Below are 18,807 nucleotides of genomic sequence, written 5' to 3' on the forward strand. Positions count from 1 at the left end.
CAGCCCCCTGACAACGTCGTCATGGGGCTTAAACGCCCCTCTTTTACCTGCCAAAATTCAGGCTGAAAATATCATTTTTAGTTATGTTTTTATCACTGGCCTACGATTTTTTCTGATTTCCCCTACACTTAACACTGATACCTTGTCAGGGGTTTCCCTTTGTCTGTATTGATTTACGCGAGATAACGCTATGGAATTAAAGGATTATTACGCCATCATGGGCGTGAAACCGACGGACGATCTCAAGACAATCAAGACCGCCTATCGTCGACTGGCCCGCAAATACCATCCTGATGTCAGCAAAGAGCCCGATGCCGAAGCCCGCTTCAAAGAGGTCGCTGAAGCCTGGGAAGTGTTAAGTGATGAACAGCGTCGCGCTGAATATGATCAGATGTGGCAGCATCGCAACGATCCGCAATTCAACCGCCAGTTCCAGCATGGCGACGGTCAGAGTTTCAATGCCGAAGATTTTGACGATATCTTCTCGTCAATTTTCGGTCAACATGCCCGCCAGAGCCGTCAACGCCCCGCCACACGTGGCCACGATATTGAAATTGAAGTTGCGGTATTCCCGGAAGAAACGCTTACTGAGCACAAACGTACCATCAGCTATAACCTGCCGGTTTATAACGCCTTTGGCATGATCGAACAGGAAATCCCGAAAACGCTGAATGTGAAGATCCCGGCGGGCGTCGGCAATGGTCAACGTATCCGCCTGAAAGGCCAGGGGACGCCAGGCGAAAACGGTGGTCCAAATGGCGACCTGTGGCTGGTGATTCATATAGCCCCGCATCCGTTGTTTGATATTGTCGGTCAGGATCTGGAAATTGTGGTGCCGGTTAGCCCGTGGGAAGCGGCTCTGGGTAGCAAAGTCACTGTACCAACGCTGAAAGAAAGCATTTTGTTGACCATTCCGCCAGGCAGTCAGGCCGGGCAACGATTGCGCATTAAAGGCAAAGGTCTGGTAAGCAAAAAACAGACTGGTGACTTGTATGCTGTGCTGAAAATCGTCATGCCGCCGAAACCGGATGAAAATACTGCCGCGCTGTGGCAACAACTGGCAGACGCCCAGTCGTCTTTTGATCCACGTAAAGATTGGGGGAAAGCATAATGGCTCATGTTACGGTGACTTTTACCATTACCGAGTTTTGCCTGCATACCGGCATTTCTGAAGAGGAGTTGAATGAAATTGTCGGTTTGGGGGTGGTTGAACCGAGAGAGATCCAGGAAACAACCTGGGTATTTGATGACCATGCCGCCATTGTGGTGCAACGCGCGGTACGTCTGCGTCAGGAACTAGCGCTGGACTGGCCGGGGATCGCGGTGGCGCTAACGTTAATGGATGATATTGCACATCTGAAACAGGAAAACCGCCTGCTACGCCAGCGGCTTTCCCGGTTTGTGGCTCACCCGTGAGTGTGGCTGCCGGAACTGGCTGCCGGATGCGACGCTTAACGCGTCTTATCAGGCCTACAAAAATCACCGTTCCCGTAGGCCGGATAAGCCGTTCACGCCGCATCCGGCAGCTATGCCATAATGCCTGATGCGACGCTTAACGCGTCTTATCAGGCCTACCAATCGGCATTATCTCTATTGGTTATCGCAAGCAATAACTGGCTTAGTGCCGCGTAAAAACCAAAGCTGTCATACTGATGGCAACGCACAGCAAACTCTGGTAACCATTGCCGCAGCGCCGTCAGTGTTTTTTGCCGCAGATTGTCAACTTCCTGTGCAGGTACAATCCCCTCTCCCCGGGCAAAATGCAGATAACTTAACAATTCAAGAAAAATCGCCAGATGATCTGCCGGTTCGTTGAAATTGCCACTGGTGTCCATCCCTGCCTCAGCCAGTAAGCCTTTGATCACCTGTGGGTCCTGCTGATACGCCGATGCATACGGCAGTGCCGCCTGCTTGTCAGTCATCAAAAACAGGCCGCAAAAGTCAGCGGCCAGTTCCAGACGGGCGTCGTCACGTACTGTCAATGCAGCAATACTTTTCTCCAGCTCATTCACCGCCGCAGTCAGCGGCGGCTCGCGTTTCAGCAAAGAAAACCATTCAGCCATCTGTGCACTAGCGATTTGCGTCAGTTGTTCATCGTCCAGTTCACGGGAGAACAACTGCGCCAGCCAGGCGTAGATACAGGCATTCTGTTCCACCGTTAGTGAAGTCATGATTTCACCTGCGGTGCCGGAACATATTCGCACTGTGCCACCATCTCAATCGGACCGCTAAACGCCGTTACCTTCTCTATTGGACCGGTGAATTTTTCAATTTCCACAATGGTCGTGTGTGAGCTGGTGGCCTGCGCCAGTTGCGAAGTCCCGATGTCGGGCGTTAGCACATTAGGGTTACCGTATTTACACAGCGCATTGAGCTCACCACCTTTATCCGGATCATACCAGGCGCCTTCATGGATCCGGATCACGCCAGGTGCATAGAGATCAGAAACCACCGCGCCCACCAGAACCTGCCCCCGATCGTTAAAGACACGCACCACATCACCGTTAGCAATCCCGCGCGCACGGGCATCCTGCGGGCTGATATATACCGGCTCTTTACCCGCTACGCTGTAATGCTGACGCAGTGTTTCAGATTCACACAGTTGCGAGTGGACGCGATAATCGGGATGCACCGATTGCAGATGCAGTGGATATTTCTGCGAACCTGGTCCACCGTGGGAACGTTCAATTTTCTCAAACCACATTGGATGCCCCTGACAATCGTCATAGTGCATGTCGGCGATAGTTTGCGAGTAGATCTCAATCAACCCGCTCGGCGTCCCCAGCGGTTCGAGGTCGGGATCTTCGCGGAACGCCTGATGACGCACGAACATCTGCGGATGGTCATAGACCACGTATTCTTTACTGTTCCACAACTCATTAAAGGTCGGTAAATGGATGCCGAGTCCTTTGGCCTGCTGGAGCGCGTCCTGCCAGATGCGCTTGAGCCAGCCCATCTCGTCCAGCCCTTCAGTAAAGGCTTCCTCACGGTCAAAGCGGCGGCACAACTCGCGGAAAATATCAAAGTCGTTGCGCGCCTCAAATTGCGGCTGCACCACCTGTTTAGTGGTGATAAGCCCATGGCTGGCATAGTCACCAAACTGGTCGAGATCGTTACGCTCAAACTGGGTGGTTGCGGGTAATACAATGTCGGAAAAGCGGCAACTGGAGGTCCACTGGTTATCAATGGAAATCACCGTCTCCAACTTGCGCCAGCCTTCAATTATGCGGTTGATCTGCTGATGGCGGTGGAACGGATTGGTCCCGGCGAAAACACACATTTTCAGCGGCGGCAACTTAACTGTTTTGCCGTCCCAGTTGATCTCTTTCCCCGGTTCCAGAATGGCGTCGATATAACGGGCCGTTGGGATGGTGCTGCTGTAACCTTTGTAATCGTTGTTGTTATGAACTGGCGGAATTTTCGTGGCACCGGGAAAACCGCTCAGGATAATCCCTTTACGACCTGGCACGCCTGAGCCGCTGCTGTGCCAACTAAAACCAAAACCGCCACCTGGCAGGCCAATCTGCCCGAGCATTGCCGCCAGCACCACTATCATCCATGACCACTGCTCGCCGTGCTGCATACGTTGGGCGCACCAGCCAGCCATAATTTGCGTTCTTGTGCCCGCCATTTTCCGCGCCAGCGCGCGGATCGTTTCGGCGTCAATGCCGCACAGTTTTTCTGCCCAGACGGCATCCTTCGGCTGGCCGTCTTTCTCACCCAGCAAATACGGCAGAAATTGCTCGAAACCGACGCAATAATCAGCAATGAATTGTTTGTCGTACAGATTTTCGCTGTACAGGGTATGGGCCATCGCCAGTTGTAGCGGCACATCGGTTTGCGGGTTAACAACAATATGTTTAACGTGCTCGCGCCCCAGATATTCATGCGTTGAACTGACCACCGGGTCAATGCTGATGACTTCGATTTCGCCCGCCGCCACCTTTTCTTTCAGTTGCTCGTAATATTCATAAACATCGTGAGACGGGCAGCGAAAATTAACCTGCTGATTCTTCACCAAATCGGTGCCCCACATGACGATGATTTTGCTGTTTTGCAACACTAACGGCCAGGATGTTTGTTGTTCGTAAACTTCCATTGATCCCACCACCCGCGGCAGGATCACCTGCGCTGCCCCAGTGGAATAGTCACCGCCGGTACTCACTTTATTGCCATGTAGAGCGATGGCTTTCGACAGCATTCCCCCGGCGCTATGAAATTTACCGGATGATTGCCCGCCGCTGGCGGTCAGTAACGCACTGGGGCCATAGGTTTTTTGCACCCGTTCCAGTTCTTCATAGAACATGTCCAGGGCTTCATCCCAAGTGACGCGGACAAAACGGTTATCGCCGCGCTGAGTGGTGTCACTCAGATGGCGCTTACGCAGCCAGTCGACTCGTACCATTGGGTAGCGAATACGCGCCGGATTGTGGACGTGATCCGGCAGCCCGGCGATAATTTTCGTCGGGTACTTATCCAGTTCGAACGGTTTCACCGCCACAAAGCGCCCGTCTTTCACCGTCGCGCGAATGGCGCCAAACCGCGAACCGGTCAGGATACCTTCTTTCGACGTAACAGCCTGCGCTGCGTTAACACGGCGTGGAGTTAACAGCGATGGCCCCAGCATCCCGGCCAGCGTTAAGCCACCAAGCTGGGTAAGAAAACGTCGACGTGATGCCTGAAAAATGTCTTTATTTTTCATTATTTTCCTTCCTTATCGCTGTGAGACTTCCCTGCGGTATCCGACGCATGCATTTGCAGATATTTCAGCATGGTGCGTTCTTCCCGTTTATCCAGGCTGGTAAAACCAATCATGCCGTTGATTTGGCCGATCCAACCGTTGGCGTCATAATGGGTGGTTGCCGACGCGCCGTGGCACTGTTTACAGGCGCTGCTGTACAGCGTATCGCCATAGGCCCAGATTGGTTTGATGTCGTCGACCATATCGCCCTTCTTCAACCATGCGGTGGCCTGCATCTTACTCCACTCGGTTTTGGTGTCAGCAACGGTGGTTTTCTCCAGCATTTTCGCCTGCTGCTGGATATCGCCGCGAATGGAAGCGACAAAAATCCGTTTGCCAGGTAACTCGGTCAGAACCCGTTGAGTTCCAGCGCTTTCCGTCCAACCGATGATAGCCACCTGCAACCAGTCGCCGTCACGTTTAAGCACTTTCACTTCAGAGGCTGGCAGCAGTGAACCCGTCGCTTCTTTATCATCCTTTGCTGCATAAAGCGGCTTTATATCTATAGAATAAAGGATGTCTTTATCATCTCTGGCGCTGGCACGTAGTTCTTCGAACTGTTTACGCGAGCCGCTGCTCATATCCGGCAGCTGGTGGGCAATGCCTTTATGGCAGTCGATACAGGTCTGATTATCTTTCGCTGCGGCGGCCATTTGACGTGCGGCTTCCGGATGCTGCTTCGCATGATCCATCGCGTCGTAGTTATGGCAGGAACGGCAGGTCGCTGAATTGTTCTCTTTCATCCGCGCCCATTCGCGCTCGGCGAGTTCTGCGCGTTTAGCGTTGAATTTCTCAGGGGTATCGATGGAGTGACCAATAACGGTCTGATACACCTCATTACTCGCTTCCAGTTTCCGCTTCAGCATTCCCGGTAAATCTGACGGGACGTGGCAGTCATGACACTCGGCGCGTACGCCGGAAGCATTCTGGAAATGCGCCGACTTTTTATATTCTTCATACACCGGCGTCATACTGTGGCAACTGACGCAAAACTCAGTGCTGCTGGTGGCCTTGATCCCGAAGTGAGGTAACACAATCAAGGCAATACCGATCACGATCCCCATCAGCACCAGCGCTAACACCGACCAACGCGCACTTGGCCGACGCAGCGCACTCCATAGTCGTCTCATAATAACTCCTGTAAAAATATAATTTGGCAACTGTGATCTTAATAAGCAAATATGAATAGCGGCACTCGTCAGGATGAATGGCTTATGACAGCATATGAATGGATATGAACAGGAAGATCGGGAAAGCAGGGATGTCACACCATATTGTCATTGTTGAAGATGAGCCTGTGACGCAGGCACGTTTGCAAAGCTACTTCATCCAGGAAGGGTATCTCGTGTCGGTCACGGCAAGCGGCGACGGACTACGGGAAATTATGGAAAACCAGCCTGTTGATCTCATTCTGCTGGATATTAACCTGCCCGATGAAAACGGCTTAATGCTCACCCGAGCCCTGCGCGAACGCTCAACGGTGGGGATTATTCTGGTGACCGGGCGCAGCGATCCTATCGATCGAATTGTCGGGCTGGAGATGGGCGCCGATGATTATGTCATCAAACCGCTGGAGCTGCGTGAACTCGTGGTACGGGTAAAAAATCTGCTCTGGCGTATCGATCTGGCCCGTCAGGCCAACGCTCTCTCTCAGGATAACTGCTATCGTTTTGCCGGATATTGTCTGAATATCTCACGCCACACGTTGGATCAGGACGACCGACCTATCAAACTCACCCGCGCGGAATACGAAATGCTGGTGGCCTTTGTCACTAATCCTGGCGAGATCCTCAGCCGTGAACGACTGCTGCGTATGCTCTCCGCCCGGCGGGTAGAAAACCCCGATTTGCGCACCGTGGACGTACTGATCCGCCGTTTGCGTCATAAACTCAGCGCCAACCTGTTAGTTACGCAGCATGGCGAAGGGTATTTCTTAGCCGCTGATGTCTATTAATCCATCGATTCAGGTAATGTGGTGCACCAAGGATGATTTTCACTCTGGCCAAAAGATTGTGGATGGCGTTTGCCCTGATGGCATTGCTGACTCTGGTAAGTATCTTTGTAGGTTGGTATAACCTGCGCGTTTTAACTCAAAGCGCTCAGACCAATACTCTGGCCCTGATCCCAACCATGAATATGGCCCGTCAGTTGAGTGAGGCCAGCGCGTGGGAACTCTTTACCGCCCAAAATCTGAACAACACGGATAGCGCAGAGATGTGGCAATCCCAGGGGAGAACGTTATCGGCGCAGAAGCTGAAAATTGACTCCCTGTTGCAGGGGCTGCGCGAGAAAGGGTTTGAAACGATAGCTATTGAACGGCAAGCCTATGAGATTGACCACTCGCTACGTCAACAGGGCGATCTGGTCGGTCAGCGGCTGAAACTCCACGATCAACAGCAACAACTCAGCCAGCAAATCGTCGCCGCGGCCGGAGAAATCGCCAACATCGCGCAATCCCAGACCCATTACATAGCCATCGCCACCGCATCACCGCAGTCTGGCCCGCAAAGTGTGTTTGGCTACAATCATAACAGGTCGGCAGAGAGCGCCGTCGAACAGTGGGTTGCTGGCGATCGTGAGTACGTCAGGCAGATGCACGAAATGCGCTTTAGCGCTCTGCAAATACAGCATTTCGTTATGAAACTGGAGCTGGAGGAGAGTGAAAAAAATAAGAACAGGCTGCCTGTTCAATTGAAAAACGCCCTTAACAGGGTACAGCTTCAACAAAGGCGCATTAAGGCCCCACCGGTTCGCGCGCAGGCGGAAAAGGCGCTGGAGACAGTACAACGATATGTCGAGTTACTGGCGCTGTACCAACGTGAAAAAGCACTCAATACTCACCTGCAGACGCTGACGCAAAATAATATTGTGCAGTTTGCACAGTTCAGCAACGAAGTTAATCAGTTGGTCGCAACCATTGAGCAGCGTAATCGGGCCGGACTTACACATCTGGAAAGCGCCAGTGAACATGTACGGTTTAACCTGCTACTGCTGGGCGTCGTTTCTCTTTGCTCATTGATTCTGATCCTCTGGCGCGTGGTTTATCGCTCAGTCACGCGTCCACTTGCCGAACAAACGCAGGCGCTGCAACGCTTACTGGACGGTGATATCGACTCTCCTTTCCCGGAAACCGCTGGCGTACGGGAGCTGGATACCATCGGGCGGCTGATGGATGCGTTTCGCAGCAGTGTTCATGCGCTTAATCGCCACCGCGAACAACTGGCGGCGCAGGTCAAAGCGCGCACTGCCGAATTGCAGGAGCTGGTGGTCGAACACCGACTGGCACGGGCGGAAGCAGAAAAAGCCAGTCAGGCAAAATCGGCGTTTCTGGCAGCAATGAGCCATGAGATCCGCACACCGCTGTACGGAATTCTCGGCACCGCGCAGTTGCTGGCAGATAACCCGGCGCTTAACGCCCAGCGTGATGATTTGCGGGCGATTACTGACTCTGGCGAATCGTTGCTGACCATCCTCAACGATATTCTCGATTATTCGGCTATCGAAGCAGGCGGCAAGAATGTTTCGGTCAGCGATGAGCCCTTTGAACCGCGCCCACTGCTGGAAAGTACCCTGCAATTAATGAGCGGACGGGTGAAAGGTCGCCCGATTCGCCTGGCAACGGCAATTGCCGACGATGTACCGACTGCGTTAATGGGCGATCCGCGACGTATTCGTCAGGTTATAACCAACCTGTTGAGCAACGCCCTGCGTTTCACCGACGAAGGGCACATTATCCTGCGTAGTCGCACTGATGGCGAACAATGGCTGGTCGAAGTGGAAGACAGCGGCTGTGGTATTGATCCCGCGAAACTGGCTGAGATCTTTCAGCCGTTTGTTCAGGTGAGCGGCAAACGCGGCGGCACCGGGCTGGGGTTGACTATCAGTAGCCGTCTGGCCCAGGCGATGGGCGGCGAACTGTACGCCACCAGCACGCCGGGAGCAGGAAGCTGTTTTGGCTTACGGTTACCATTACGTGTTGCCACTGCGCCCGTGCCAAAAACAGTCAATCAGGCGGTGCGTCTGGACGGTTTACGATTACTGTTGATTGAAGATAACCCGCTAACGCAGCGTATTACCATCGAGATACTTAACACCAGTGGCGCTCAGGTCACAGCCGTAGGAAATGCCGCGCAGGCTTTAGATGCTCTGCAAAATAGTGAACCGTTTGCTGCCGCGCTGGTGGATTTTGATCTGCCGGATATCGACGGCATTACACTTGCCCGGCAACTTTCGCTGCAATATCCGTCGCTGGTTTTGATTGGCTTTAGCGCCCATGTCATCGACGAAACGCTGCGCCAGCGTACCAGTTCGCTATTTCGCGGAATTATCCCTAAACCGGTGTCGCGTGAAGTGCTTGGTCAGTTACTTGCTCACTATCTGCACCTGCAAACACATAACCATCAACCACTGGATGTATCGCAGCTCAATGAAGATGCGCAGTTAATGGGGGTGGAGAAAATCCACGAATGGCTGACATTATTTAAACAACATGCCCTGCCCCTTCTCGATGAAATGGACACTGCCCGCGCCAGTCACGACAGCGACAAAATCAAACGTGCCGCGCATCAGTTGAAAAGCAGCTGTGCCAGTCTGGGCATGCGCAGTGCCAGTCAGTTGTGCGGACAACTTGAGCTGGAACCATTAACCGCGGCCCTGCCGCGTGAAGAAATTACGCGTAGCATCGCGGCCCTGGAACAGTGGCTAAATAAGAACGCCCCGAACCCGATGTGAATCAATATCATCCCGTTGAGAAAACTTAGAATAGTGGCATTTGGTATGCAACTTAACGGGCGGGCAAAATCATGGCAGAGAAAAAAAGAATCCGCTGGCAGCGACGGCCAGGCACGACGGGCGGTAAATTACCGTGGAATGACTGGCGCAATGCCACGACCTGGCGTAAAGCGACGCAATTATTACTGTTGGCAATCAATATTTATATTGCCGTCACCTTTTGGTACTGGGTGCGCTATTACGAAACAGCAGGTAATACGGCATTTGTCGCCAGACCGGGGGGCATTGAAGGTTGGCTGCCTATTGCTGGTCTGATGAATCTGAAATACAGCCTTGCAACAGGTCAGTTACCTTCCGTGCACGCCGCCGCGATGCTGTTATTGGCCGCTTTTATCATTATTAGCTTACTGCTGAAAAAAGCCTTTTGTTCGTGGCTATGCCCTGTTGGTACGCTCTCTGAATTAATTGGCGATCTCGGGAAAAAACTGTTTGGTCGACAATTCGCCCCTCCCCGCTGGCTGGATATTCCTCTACGCGCGGTGAAATATTTGCTATTAAGCTTTTTTCTTTATATCGCGTTATTCATGCCCGCCCAGGCGATTCACTATTTTATGCTATCGCCTTATAGCGTGGTGATGGACGTTAAAATGCTCGATTTCTTTCGCCATATGGGGAAAGCGACATTAATCAGCGTGACGCTTTTGCTGATTGCCAGCCTATTTATTCGCCATGCCTGGTGTCGTTATCTCTGCCCATATGGTGCGCTGATGGGACTGGTTTCGCTATTATCGCCGTTTAAGATTCGTCGCAATGCCGAAAGCTGTATCGACTGCGGTAAATGTGCGAAAAATTGCCCATCACGGATCCCAGTCGATAAATTAATTCAGGTCAGAACGGTGGAATGTACCGGTTGTATGACCTGCGTGGAGTCATGCCCGGTGGCCTCAACATTGACCTTTTCGCTGCAAAAACCTGCGGCAAATAAAAAGGTCTTTGCCTTGTCTGGCTGGCTCATGGCACTACTGGTATTGGGAATTATGTTCGCGGCGATTGCTTATGCGATGTATGCGGGAGTATGGCAAAGCCCGGTGCCAGAGGAGTTGTACCGACGCTTAATTCCACAAGCGCCAATGATTGGTCACTAAATTAGCAACAAGCGGAACATCACCTCGCACGGGGTGATGTTCACAAAATCACATTATTTTGATTTTGACATCATAACTTTCAAGCCCGGTCATTTTCTCCCGCGCGGTGAAGCGAATTTCAGAGACTTCTTTCCCTGTGTTCTTGTTAAATTCGGCGATTTTTTGCGCGATAAAATCTGAGATTTCCGTTTCGGCTTGTTTTTTTAGCTCTTCAATATTCACTGTTAACCTCTTCTGGTCTTAAAAGACAGCAACACGCCAGTAAGGTGTTGGTTCCCGGTACCTGGTCAGGTAAGAAATGTTATAAGCCATCTCCCTGAAAGATTCAATAATCAACAGGTTATCGCTTATTATACATACAGAGTTGAGGAAAAATAAGCCAGATATAAAAAAGGCTCCACGAGGGAGCCTGATATTATTTGGTGAAATCCAGTGGTGTCTGGTCAGTGCGTATTTGCAATGCGATGTTATCAAAGGTGATCATCATCGATTTACAGAAAATACACTTTGCACCTAAAGGGTTTCGCTCCGTCACATCGAATGCCGATGTGCGGTACTGTGAACCATGACAACATGGACAGCGGAAATGGAGATGCTGAGTAATAGCGGCAACCTTAGAGCGTAACAACGTTCGCTGCCGAGGGACCACGTTGCCCCTGCTCAATAGAAAATTCGACTTTCTGATTTTCGTTCAGCGTGCGGAATTCATTGCTCTGGATGGCGGTGAAATGGACGAAAACGTCCTTGCTGCCATCATCAGGAGTGATAAAGCCGAAACCTTTATCTGCGTTAAACCATTTTACTAAACCAGTCATTTTATTAGACATATTTTTACTTCCTTCATTTTGGGCCTTTCGGCAAACAGGGCTTTAATACAGAAACTACTTAGTGTTCAGGAGAGAGACTCAAAAGAAGGGGATAATGCCTGATAATGAGAACTGCTTTAGTAAACTACTTTGTATGATGTCTGTCTTTCAAACCGACGCAGCTATTAACGCATGATAAATAAGATTAAGCAAACTTTATTTTGGCCGTCCAGCGGTCTTAAATAAAACTGGCTTTATTTTATTTAGACCGTATAGTGCAGCGCAGATTTATCAGTAAGGAATTTGTTTGTCCCGTAAAATGACAGGAATTGTCAAAACCTTTGATCGCAAAAGCGGCAAAGGATTCATCATCCCCTCCGACGGTCGTAAAGAAGTCCAGGTCCATATTTCCGCATTCACCCCCCGCGACGCAGAAGTGCTCACCCCAGGGTTACGCGTGGAATTTTGCCGCGTCAATGGCCTGCGTGGCCCCTCAGCGGCAAATGTTTATTTGTCCTGATGGAGAGTGCATGCCGGAATGCGTGCTTCATTCACGATTTGCGTAAAACCAGCCAACGAACACATGCCCTGCGCGTTTCTTTCGCCACACTCAGCCAACGTTAACGCCACTTCGCCTGGCGGAGTTTTTAGCGACAACGGAGTTTTGTCACGCATCTGCTGTAGGGTCTGGAATACCAGCGATACCTGAATCCACTGGCTGTTATCACTAAGTCGCCGCCAACGTTCAAAAACCAGTTCGCCCCCCGGTGGGGTATTATCCGGCTGGCCTGGTAGCGTCCAGTTAAGCTCTAGCGCGCCCCCCAGATTCGCCAGATTAGTGTCGTGTCCGGCAATAAATAGCAGCGAAGTGGGTAATGTCACGCCATAAACCTGTTGTTGCGTGTTATTTGGCGTCAGCGCCGTCAGCACTAAATCCAGCAACGGCGTGGCGCGACTACGGGCAACCTCTGGTGTCCGTTGCAGCAAATAAAACTGCGCGTTATGCAGACTTAGCAAGGTGTTCCACTGGTGTGAATCAGTAATTCGCCCCCAGCCAGGCTCCGGCATTCCCTGTGCCTGTTGCAGGAGAAATATCTCCGTCAGCATTGAAGCCAGACTTGCCGCACCGGTCAGAGATACATTGTCATCCCTCACTTTGAGTTCGGACGGCAATGCCTGGGTCAACGTACAACTTTCGTCCTGATTGTCTCGTTTAAGGCACAGATTTGATTGCTGGAAATTGAGAACCTGCTCCAGTTCGCGAAATGCGGTTTGCCGATGCTCGGTAAACTCCGCTATCGATCCCCCTGCTCTACTGAGAATAGTCGCGGTAACGTTGGTCTTATCCAGTTGGCAAACGCCAGTTTTAAGGGGATTAAACAAGGGATCGGGCCGGGAAGTATCTGGTTGGGTATGTACTGTAATCGTACAGTTGGGTGCCAGCCCGGCAGCAAAGGCTTCACCTGTTTTACGCGTACGTTCATCGACATCCGCAATAATCGCAACCTGATCAGGTTTCGGGCAGCCATTTTTTGCCAGTAAACCGTCAGCGACCAGGCGTTGGCGTTGATAATGTCCAAGATAAGTGACCAGTTCGCCGCCACGCGGGGTCAACCAGCCCAATTTCACCGGCCACTCAGGCCATGTGTCTGGAGTGACATCCTGCATGAGTAGCGTGGCTTTGGTGGGCGCACGCACGCCATGACGGCTGACAATCACCACCCGCTCCAGCTTCAGTTCCGGCTCACTCTGAGCGAATGCAGGTGACGAGGTTAACGGAATCAGAAGAGATAAAAATGGGATCAAAATCGCTTTCATCGATATGTTTCCGTTTTTCATATCCGACATGACTGCCTGATGCGACGCGTCGTATCAGGCCTAAGTTCGTTGTGCGCCCAGTCATCCCTTCAGGCGCGGATCCAGCCATACCAACACGACGGTAGAAAGCGAACACATCAACAAAATGCCGACGAACCACAATAGATACCACATTGTTCATGCTCCTTAGTACAGCTCATGATCGTGACGGCGCAGCGTTTCAGTCGTCATACGACCCCACATTTTGTAGTAGCTCCATAGAGTGTAGAGCAACACTATTGGCAAAAATATCAGTACAATTACTAACATAATGCTAAGTGTCAGTTGGCTGGAGGTACTGTCCCATACGGTCAGGCTGGATATCGGACTGATACTCGAAGGCATAACAAAGGGAAATAACGTAACGCCAGCGGTGAAAATCACACCAAATTGCATCAATGACGCCATCAGAAATCCCCAACCGGGGCGACCACGGTAAATTGCCATCGCCGTCAGTAACGGGCAGAAGAAACCGAGCAGTGGGAAGATCCACAAGACTGGCGATTCGACGAAGTTATTCATCCAGGCACCTGGCAGTACCGTCACCATTTTCATCAGTGGATTGGACGGACCGTTGACATCCTGAGCGAGTAACACAAAGCCATCAATACCGACCCACAGCCAGTAACCCGCCAGCAGGAAGCAGAGCATCACCAGCAGCGCGGCGCGTTTGGTCGCCAGTTGTGAACGCAGATGAATAGCGCCAACGGTTTTCAGCTGCAACCAGACGCCCCCTTGCAAAATCACCATACCCAGACTGAGCAAGCCGCACAGCAAAGGGAATGGCGTCAGCAACTGCCAGAAGCTACCGAGATACTCCACGCGTAATTGTGGTGTGAAGGCAAACGGCACGCCGAGCAACAAGTTGCCGAAGGCGATACCAAAGACCACTGGCGGGACCAGACTACCAATGACCAGACCGGCATCCCACATTTTGCGCCAGCGGGCATCCGCTATTTTGCCGCGATAATCAAAAGCTAACGGGCGGAAGAACAGCGAGCACAGCACCAGGATCATCGCCACATAAAAGCCAGAAAACGCCGCTGCATAGACTCTGGGCCAGGCGGCAAATAATGCCCCACCTGCGAGGATCAGCCAGACCTGGTTACCCTCCCAGTGAGCGCCAACGCTGTTGATCACTATCCGGCGTTCATCATCGTCACGCGCCACCAGTGGCAGCAGACAACCGATCCCCATGTCAAATCCGTCGGTGACCATAAAGACCACCAGGATGACGCCCATCAGCAGCCACCAGATGAACCGTAATGTTTCATAATCAAACATGACTCTCTCCTTTACCCCTGTTGCTGCGCTGGTTGTTCACTCTGCATCGCACTCGGCCCCAGGCGGGCATATTTCTGCATCAGGTAGACTTCGGCGATTAAGAACAGGGTGTAAAGCCCTACGATCATGATCAGAGAGAAGGCCAGTTGGCCCGTGGTTAATGCAGAGTGCGCGGAGTATGTCGGTAAGATGTCCTGAATCGCCCACGGCTGACGACCAAACTCGGTCATAAACCACCCGGCTTCAATGGCAATCCACGGCAGTGGCAAACTCCAGAGCGCCATTTTCAGCACCCAGCGATGTTGATCGATTTTGCCGCGCAGCGTCTGGACGAGCGCAATCAGCATCACCAGTAACAGCAGCGAACCGCAGCCAACCATGATGCGGAAACTCCAGAATACCGGCGCAACTTGCGGGATTGCGCCACGCATCGCCGCCTGGTACTGCGCAGCAGTGACATGATTCATATCCGGTGCATAACGAGAGAGCAGCATGCCGTAACCGAGATCGCCTTCTAACTCGCGAAACGCCTGTAGTACATGCGGCTCGCGGTTGCCCTGCGATATCTCCTGCATTAACAGCCAGGCTATGCGTCCGCGTTGCAGCCGTGGGTAGGTTTCGGCCATCAAATTTTTCAGCCCGGGAACAGGTTTATCCAATGAATGAGTGGCAAGGATCCCTAACAGGGCTGGGATTTTAATGGCAAAAGCGTTGCGTTCTTGATCCTGTTCCGGCCAGGCAACGAGATGGAACGGCGCGGGTGCCGGTTCGGTTTGCCACTCCCCTTCCATCGCCGCCAGTTTTACCGGCTGTACTCGTGCGACTTCATATGCAGAGCTGTCTCCGAGTTGCAGCGCGCCGATTATCGCCAGGGTCCCGAAGACAGAACCGATGGCAAACGAGCGGAGTGCAACGTCGCGCTCCCGCCCACGCAGCAAATACCACGCGCTGATCGCCATAATGAACATCGCCCCGGTCACATAACCTGCCATCACCGTGTGCACAAATTTCACCTGGCTGACAGGGTTAAAGACCAGATCGCTGAAGCTGGTCATCTCCATACGTAGGGTATCGATATCGAAATGCGCCCCGGTCGGGAACTGCATCCAGCCATTGGCATTCAAGATCCACAATGCGGAGATATTTGAACCGAATGCCACCAGCCAGGTGACCAACAGGTGTTGATATTTGTTCAGGCGTTGCCAGCCGAAGAAGAACAGACCAACAAAAGTGGATTCGAGGAAGAAGGCCATTAATGCTTCCATCGCCAGCGGTGCGCCGAAAATGTCGCCTACATAGTTGGAATAGAATGACCAGTTAGTACCAAACTGAAACTCCATCGTCAGGCCGGTGGCCACGCCGAGAGCAAAGTTGATACCGAAGAGCTTACCCCAGAAACGCGTCATATCGCGGTAGATTGTTTTGCCGGTAACCACGTAAATAGTTTCCATGATGGCCAGCAAAAAAATCAGCCCCAGGGTAAGGGGCACAAATAAAAAGTGATACAGCGCGGTCAGCGCAAACTGCCAGCGCGATAAGTCAATAACATCCCACATGCTAACTCCTGTAGGCGAAGAGAGGGTAATAACCCTTTAATAGTAGATCCCTCTTTTTATCCTTACAGTTTGTAGGTAGTTGTATTCGCTAATTGCGATATTCACAGGACCGAAAGCGATATTTGCCACCGTTTTTACTGTTGTGCGCTTTCCGCCAGCCACTGACAAACCTCGCCGAGACGCTGCGCAGAGTCCGCCAGATCTTCCGGCGCAGCCAGCACAACTTCGGGTATCGGGCAGATTTCATAACTCTCAAGCAGAGGGCCTTTTAAGGTGTCCATACAGCGTAAATGCCAGACATGGCGTAATCCCGTAGCGTTGATATAGCTCTCGCCGTAGCCAATGGTCCGAATCTGAATATTGCCCGGTCCGCAAAGACGCGACAGAAAAAGCCGGTCAGCTTCGCTGATGGGTAACTGCGTCAGGTTAATACTGTGCGGCTGCGCGTCGGGGTTTCGTACATGCGCCAGCAACTCATGGGCCAGCGGTAAGCCATTCATCAGGCCATTGATGGGGGGCGGTAATAGCGAATCTGTCGGCAGCGCGTTTTGCGTTGCCGCCTGCCACAACGCCAGCGGCGCGCAGCCAGCCTCCAGTTTGTCCTCCAGCAACTGTTCGCCGCGACGTCTGCGTACACGCCATAATCCACAGAAGATCGCCTCCTGAATTTCACTTTCACTGCCGTCAGCGTGCTGGATGCGCACTGATACTTCCCCTTCCCCAAGCAGCGTATTGATGAAATGACGATCGTCGGCGTTGAGAGTTAACAGATCGACTGCCAGCACCTCGCCCAGCGGTAGCTGACGTTCGCTTAGTTGATGTTGCAACTCGTTTAACAGCGCCATCACCTGCAGGCTGTGAGCACATTGCTCCAGTGCCGCCATACTCGGTTCATCATTCACCTGACAGGTGATCGGCAGTGGATTCATGCTGAAACTATCGTCGCCAGGTTGTGTTCCCGGTCCCAGCAGATGGAAGAAAGTGTCGCTCATGAGGCTCGCTCCTGTTGCGGTTCGACAAGCCCACGCATCAGGTTTATCAGCTCCGCCCACGGGTGAATGCCGTTCAACACGCCGCGATAGCTACCGCCGGTAAACACCAGGGTGGCGGGAAAGCGAAAAACACCAAAGCGATCGCCAATGACTTCGCTCTGCTCAAGATCGGCAATCGCCACCTTCCACGCATAGTCTGGAAACTCGCGCAGTAGCTCGCCGATCATTACCGGATTGTCGCTGACTTCAGGCGTCCGTTTTGGGTCACAGCTTAACAACACCACGCCGTCTGGCGCTTGCGTAAGCCAGTCATCAAGACAGGATTCACTGACCGGCGTCCAGCCGCGCGCCAGCATTCGTTGCCACAACGCATCAAATGGCGTGTCGTTGCTCATCCCTGCTCCTCCAGCGTCATCCGGTACTGGCGCAAGCGAACGCCTTCGTAATTTTCCATCGACAGACAGTCATAATTGAGACAACGAGACTCCTCAGTCGGTTGCGGTACAACTCCCCACTCAGCCAACTGGACCAGCGCCGCCTGTTCCGCAGCGGGCAGTTGCTCTCGCGCCAGTTCGCTCAGGCTGCCGCCGTAGTCGTCGAGCATCGCGGGTTGCAGGCCGACGAGGGCAATATGTGCTGGCAGATGTCCGCGGATATCTGCCAGCGCCAGCACTTCGGAGAAACTGTTCTGGTGCAGGCTCATTTTCTTCGCACTGAGATAGGCCGGAATACGTTCTCCGGCATAGGTTCGTAGCGTTCCTGGCTCCAGCCCATAATCAATGGCATCGAGAATCAACAAGTGGCTGGCGCTTTCGACATAGCCCAGCAAGTTCAGCCCCTGAGTGCCGCCATCAACAATCTCCACTTCCTCGGGCCAGTGATAATGGGCATACAGCCGTTCTGCCACCCGCACGCCGAAGCCTTCATCGGCCCACAGCAGGTTACCCAGCCCCATTACCACCACGCGTTGCTCGCTCATGAACGCTCCTTGTTGCTTTTGACTTTAAAAAATTTGTGGCTGCGGTAGCCATTCACCATAGTGGAGATCACCGTGTCATCAGACATGATGTCTTCACGCAGCGCCATGTACACATGACCGATCACAAACGCGCCAATCAGCCACATCCCCAGCCGATGCCAGCTGTGAATGTCCATTGAGTTGCCGCCCGTCCAGTAGAAAAATTCCACCACGTAACGGAACGGTGTGAAGATGGCATACTGACTATGTTCGCTGAACAGCGCAAAACCGGTGACGATCATAAAAACGGACATCAGGAAATAGCCGAACATCGCGGCCTGGGCGATGGGATTATGACCAATATCAGCACTCGGGCGTTTTGCCAGAAACAGATACCAGCGGATTTCATACCACACGCCCAGCCACCAGCGTTTACGCCACACTGGCACGATGAACAGCTCCCGTGAGTAGCGATTACCAACAAATGCCCAGTAGATCCGCATGAGTAATACCACGGTAAAAATCATCCCGGCACTGAAGTGAATTAACCGGATGTACCCCATGTAGAACAGATAAGTCGCCTCGCCGCTGACCGAAGGCAGCGGTTTACCAATAAAGTAGCCAGTAACCATCAACACTGCCATGCACAGCACCGTCAGCCAGTGCCAGATCCGCACGGGCGCTTCAAAGACATAGTGGCTGACAACGTTGTCGCTTTTCTGTTGCATGATGATTCT

The 18,807-nt window shown here is 52.4% G+C and carries 20 protein-coding genes and 1 pseudogene; 6 read left to right on the top strand and 15 right to left on the bottom strand.

The window, feature by feature from the left end; all coding sequences use genetic code 11:
• The first annotated feature begins 190 nt into the window (after positions 1-190).
• Together cbpA and cbpM are read left to right on the top strand one after the other, a co-directional pair.
• Entirely contained in the window at positions 191-1,111 is a 921-nt protein-coding gene (gene cbpA / locus FEK42_RS13780) for a curved DNA-binding protein (RefSeq protein WP_135492170.1), read from the top strand.
• Positions 1,111-1,416 (top strand): chaperone modulator CbpM, encoded by a 306-nt coding sequence (cbpM, locus tag FEK42_RS13785; protein ID WP_130205424.1) that lies wholly within the window; start codon positions 1,111-1,113, stop codon positions 1,414-1,416. The genes cbpA and cbpM overlap by 1 nt, the downstream gene beginning before the upstream one ends.
• A 155-nt stretch (positions 1,417-1,571) precedes the next feature.
• On the opposite strand, the gene torD is transcribed toward cbpM, so the two are convergent.
• The 3 genes from torD to torC are packed head-to-tail and all read right to left on the bottom strand — an operon-like array spanning position 1,572 to position 5,871.
• Complete coding sequence (torD, locus tag FEK42_RS13790; RefSeq protein WP_135492168.1) at positions 1,572-2,171, bottom strand: molecular chaperone TorD; 600 nt, start codon at positions 2,169-2,171, stop codon at positions 1,572-1,574.
• Positions 2,168-4,702, bottom strand: coding sequence for a trimethylamine-N-oxide reductase TorA (torA, locus tag FEK42_RS13795; RefSeq protein WP_138211864.1), 2,535 nt, complete (start codon positions 4,700-4,702; stop codon positions 2,168-2,170). Before torA ends, torD begins: the two co-directional genes overlap by 4 nt.
• Positions 4,702-5,871: a pentaheme c-type cytochrome TorC gene (torC, locus tag FEK42_RS13800; RefSeq protein ID WP_130215817.1), complete on the bottom strand. Its 1,170-nt coding sequence runs from the start codon at positions 5,869-5,871 to the stop codon at positions 4,702-4,704. Before torC ends, torA begins: the two co-directional genes overlap by 1 nt.
• A gap of 131 nt (positions 5,872-6,002) precedes the next feature.
• On the opposite strand from torC, the gene torR reads away from it, so the two are divergent.
• From torR to FEK42_RS13815, 3 genes are all read left to right on the top strand, one after another.
• Positions 6,003-6,695, top strand: a complete 693-nt coding sequence (torR, locus tag FEK42_RS13805) for a two-component system response regulator TorR (protein WP_130205416.1) — start codon at positions 6,003-6,005, stop codon at positions 6,693-6,695.
• A gap of 32 nt (positions 6,696-6,727) precedes the next feature.
• Positions 6,728-9,472, top strand: coding sequence for a TMAO reductase system sensor histidine kinase/response regulator TorS (torS, locus tag FEK42_RS13810; RefSeq protein WP_138211865.1), 2,745 nt, complete (start codon positions 6,728-6,730; stop codon positions 9,470-9,472).
• Between the two features lie 71 nt (positions 9,473-9,543).
• A complete protein-coding gene (locus FEK42_RS13815; protein WP_135492164.1) occupies positions 9,544-10,617 on the top strand; it encodes a 4Fe-4S binding protein in 1,074 nt (357 codons plus the stop codon).
• A gap of 48 nt (positions 10,618-10,665) precedes the next feature.
• Here the strand turns inward: FEK42_RS13815 and FEK42_RS13820 are convergent, their stop codons facing one another.
• The 4 genes and pseudogenes from FEK42_RS13820 to cspG form a co-directional block, all read right to left on the bottom strand.
• On the bottom strand, positions 10,666-10,839 hold the full coding sequence (locus FEK42_RS13820; RefSeq protein ID WP_130205410.1) for an addiction module toxin, GnsA/GnsB family: 174 nt from the start codon (positions 10,837-10,839) through the stop codon (positions 10,666-10,668).
• Positions 10,829-11,064 (bottom strand): annotated as a pseudogene (gene ymcE / locus FEK42_RS13825) (protein YmcE). The gene FEK42_RS13820 and the pseudogene ymcE overlap by 11 nt, the downstream one beginning before the upstream one ends.
• Entirely contained in the window at positions 11,033-11,221 is a 189-nt protein-coding gene (locus FEK42_RS13830) for a cold-shock protein (protein ID WP_130205730.1), read from the bottom strand. Before FEK42_RS13830 ends, ymcE begins: the two are co-directional and overlap by 32 nt.
• A gap of 10 nt (positions 11,222-11,231) precedes the next feature.
• Positions 11,232-11,444: a cold shock protein CspG gene (gene cspG, locus FEK42_RS13835; RefSeq protein WP_000066493.1), complete on the bottom strand. Its 213-nt coding sequence runs from the start codon at positions 11,442-11,444 to the stop codon at positions 11,232-11,234.
• Between the two features lie 286 nt (positions 11,445-11,730).
• Here cspG and cspH point away from each other — a divergent pair, with 286 nt between their 5' ends.
• Positions 11,731-11,943, top strand: coding sequence for a cold shock-like protein CspH (cspH, locus tag FEK42_RS13840; protein WP_130205408.1), 213 nt, complete (start codon positions 11,731-11,733; stop codon positions 11,941-11,943).
• Here the strand turns inward: cspH and FEK42_RS13845 are convergent.
• The 8 genes from FEK42_RS13845 to hyaC form a co-directional block, all read right to left on the bottom strand.
• Positions 11,931-13,241 (bottom strand): AppA family phytase/histidine-type acid phosphatase, encoded by a 1,311-nt coding sequence (locus FEK42_RS13845; protein ID WP_135492163.1) that lies wholly within the window; start codon positions 13,239-13,241, stop codon positions 11,931-11,933. The genes cspH and FEK42_RS13845 overlap by 13 nt on opposite strands.
• Before the next feature lie 81 nt (positions 13,242-13,322).
• A complete protein-coding gene (cbdX, locus tag FEK42_RS13850; RefSeq protein ID WP_032161491.1) occupies positions 13,323-13,415 on the bottom strand; it encodes a cytochrome bd-II oxidase subunit CbdX in 93 nt (30 codons plus the stop codon).
• Positions 13,416-13,427: 12 nt separating this feature from the next.
• A complete protein-coding gene (appB, locus tag FEK42_RS13855; RefSeq protein ID WP_135492161.1) occupies positions 13,428-14,564 on the bottom strand; it encodes a cytochrome d ubiquinol oxidase subunit II in 1,137 nt (378 codons plus the stop codon).
• A gap of 11 nt (positions 14,565-14,575) precedes the next feature.
• On the bottom strand, positions 14,576-16,120 hold the full coding sequence (gene appC / locus FEK42_RS13860; protein ID WP_131162308.1) for a cytochrome bd-II oxidase subunit 1: 1,545 nt from the start codon (positions 16,118-16,120) through the stop codon (positions 14,576-14,578).
• 134 nt (positions 16,121-16,254) lie between these two features.
• Positions 16,255-17,112 carry a hydrogenase expression/formation protein gene (locus FEK42_RS13865; RefSeq protein WP_135492160.1) on the bottom strand — a complete coding sequence of 286 codons (858 nt, stop codon included), beginning with the start codon at positions 17,110-17,112 and terminating at the stop codon, positions 16,255-16,257.
• Positions 17,109-17,507, bottom strand: coding sequence for a hydrogenase-1 operon protein HyaE (gene hyaE, locus FEK42_RS13870; RefSeq protein WP_135492158.1), 399 nt, complete (start codon positions 17,505-17,507; stop codon positions 17,109-17,111). The genes FEK42_RS13865 and hyaE overlap by 4 nt, the downstream gene beginning before the upstream one ends.
• Positions 17,504-18,091, bottom strand: a complete 588-nt coding sequence (gene hyaD, locus FEK42_RS13875; RefSeq protein WP_130215801.1) for a hydrogenase 1 maturation protease — start codon at positions 18,089-18,091, stop codon at positions 17,504-17,506. The genes hyaE and hyaD overlap by 4 nt, the downstream gene beginning before the upstream one ends.
• Entirely contained in the window at positions 18,088-18,798 is a 711-nt protein-coding gene (gene hyaC, locus FEK42_RS13880) for a Ni/Fe-hydrogenase b-type cytochrome subunit (protein ID WP_135492156.1), read from the bottom strand. Before hyaC ends, hyaD begins: the two co-directional genes overlap by 4 nt.
• Between the last annotated feature and the right edge of the window lie 9 nt (positions 18,799-18,807).

The organism is Escherichia sp. E2748 (assembly GCF_005781125.1).
Classification (GTDB): domain Bacteria; phylum Pseudomonadota; class Gammaproteobacteria; order Enterobacterales; family Enterobacteriaceae; genus Escherichia.

Coding starts and splice junctions, on each gene's coding strand:
- cbpA (WP_135492170.1), top strand. CDS start 191: ATGGAATTAAAGGATTATTACGCCATCATGGGCGTGAAACCGACGGAC.
- cbpM (WP_130205424.1), top strand. CDS start 1,111: ATGGCTCATGTTACGGTGACTTTTACCATTACCGAGTTTTGCCTGCAT.
- torD (WP_135492168.1), bottom strand. CDS start 2,171: ATGACTTCACTAACGGTGGAACAGAATGCCTGTATCTACGCCTGGCTG.
- torA (WP_138211864.1), bottom strand. CDS start 4,702: ATGAAAAATAAAGACATTTTTCAGGCATCACGTCGACGTTTTCTTACC.
- torC (WP_130215817.1), bottom strand. CDS start 5,871: ATGAGACGACTATGGAGTGCGCTGCGTCGGCCAAGTGCGCGTTGGTCG.
- torR (WP_130205416.1), top strand. CDS start 6,003: ATGTCACACCATATTGTCATTGTTGAAGATGAGCCTGTGACGCAGGCA.
- torS (WP_138211865.1), top strand. CDS start 6,728: ATGATTTTCACTCTGGCCAAAAGATTGTGGATGGCGTTTGCCCTGATG.
- FEK42_RS13815 (WP_135492164.1), top strand. CDS start 9,544: ATGGCAGAGAAAAAAAGAATCCGCTGGCAGCGACGGCCAGGCACGACG.
- cspG (WP_000066493.1), bottom strand. CDS start 11,444: ATGTCTAATAAAATGACTGGTTTAGTAAAATGGTTTAACGCAGATAAA.
- FEK42_RS13845 (WP_135492163.1), bottom strand. CDS start 13,241: ATGAAAGCGATTTTGATCCCATTTTTATCTCTTCTGATTCCGTTAACC.
- cbdX (WP_032161491.1), bottom strand. CDS start 13,415: ATGTGGTATCTATTGTGGTTCGTCGGCATTTTGTTGATGTGTTCGCTT.
- appB (WP_135492161.1), bottom strand. CDS start 14,564: ATGTTTGATTATGAAACATTACGGTTCATCTGGTGGCTGCTGATGGGC.
- appC (WP_131162308.1), bottom strand. CDS start 16,120: ATGTGGGATGTTATTGACTTATCGCGCTGGCAGTTTGCGCTGACCGCG.
- FEK42_RS13865 (WP_135492160.1), bottom strand. CDS start 17,112: ATGAGCGACACTTTCTTCCATCTGCTGGGACCGGGAACACAACCTGGC.
- hyaE (WP_135492158.1), bottom strand. CDS start 17,507: ATGAGCAACGACACGCCATTTGATGCGTTGTGGCAACGAATGCTGGCG.
- hyaD (WP_130215801.1), bottom strand. CDS start 18,091: ATGAGCGAGCAACGCGTGGTGGTAATGGGGCTGGGTAACCTGCTGTGG.
- hyaC (WP_135492156.1), bottom strand. CDS start 18,798: ATGCAACAGAAAAGCGACAACGTTGTCAGCCACTATGTCTTTGAAGCG.